The organism is Oleiphilus sp. HI0125, from assembly GCF_001635355.1.
Genome location: NZ_LWGF01001050.1, coordinates 1 through 1,098, shown reverse-complemented (window position 1 = coordinate 1,098; position 1,098 = coordinate 1). Strand labels below are relative to the sequence as shown.

General features: G+C 48.2%; 1 protein-coding gene. It reads left to right on the top strand.

Features of this window, described 5'->3' with window-relative positions:
* Window positions 1-1,030: methyl-accepting chemotaxis protein (locus tag A3762_RS17995; RefSeq protein ID WP_197469368.1), on the top strand; the 1,030-nt coding region annotated here is incomplete at its 5' end.
* Window positions 1,031-1,098 lie beyond the last annotated feature (68 nt).

The following is a 1,098-nucleotide window of genomic DNA, read 5'->3' as shown; positions in this document are numbered from 1 at the left end:
GCAAAATGAGCAAAATCAAAACGCAATTTTGCGTTTACTAGACGAACTAGCTGATCTGGCAGATGGTGACCTCACAACTGAAGCGACAGTAACGGAAGATTTCACCGGCGCGATAGCCGACTCCATTAACTTCGCGATCGATCAGATGCGTGGTCTGGTAAAAGCAATTCGAGATACGGCTGTACAGGTTGCCTCTTCTGCGAGTGAAACGCAGGGTGCGACTATGAAGTTGGCCGACTCTTCAGAAAACCAAGCACAAGAAATTGCTGGTGCGTCTGCGGCGATCAATGAGATGGCTGTGTCGATTGATCAGGTATCTTCAAATGCAGCAGAATCAGCCGCGGTTGCGGAGCGATCTGTAACGATCGCGAAAAAAGGCTCTGACGTTGTAAACAATACCATTAACGGTATGGATACAATTCGTGAGCAGATACAAGAAACATCTAAGCGTATCAAACGACTGGGTGAATCTTCGCAAGAAATCGGCGATATCGTATCCTTGATCAACGACATTGCCGACCAAACAAACATTCTTTCTTTGAACGCCGCAATTCAGGCATCGATGGCGGGTGACGCAGGTCGAGGCTTCGCGGTTGTTGCGGACGAGGTTCAGCGCCTAGCAGAACGTTCATCGGCAGCGACGAAACAGATTGAGGCACTTGTTAAAACAACCCAAACGGATACGAACGAAGCAGTTATCTCAATGGAACAAACAACTGCCGAAGTAGTACGTGGGGCTCGCTTGGCTCAAGACGCGGGTGTTGCGCTAGAAGAGATCGAGAGCGTATCGATGAACCTAGCTGACTTGATTCAAAACATCTCCAATGCATCGCGACAACAGTCGATGTCTGCAGGCCATGTATCAAACACGATGAATGTAATCCAAGAGATTACATCGCAAACAACAGCGGGTACGAGTGCAACGGCAGAATCCGTTGGCCACCTTGCTCAAACTGCTAGCCAGCTAAGAGAATCGGTATCAGGCTTTAAGCTTCCTTTGGATGATGATGAAGCTGTGCAAGCTTCGTAATCTGTGATTGTACGGTTGAGCCGAATTAAATGTCTGTTCAACCCCAAGGGATGTTTACAAGCGACATG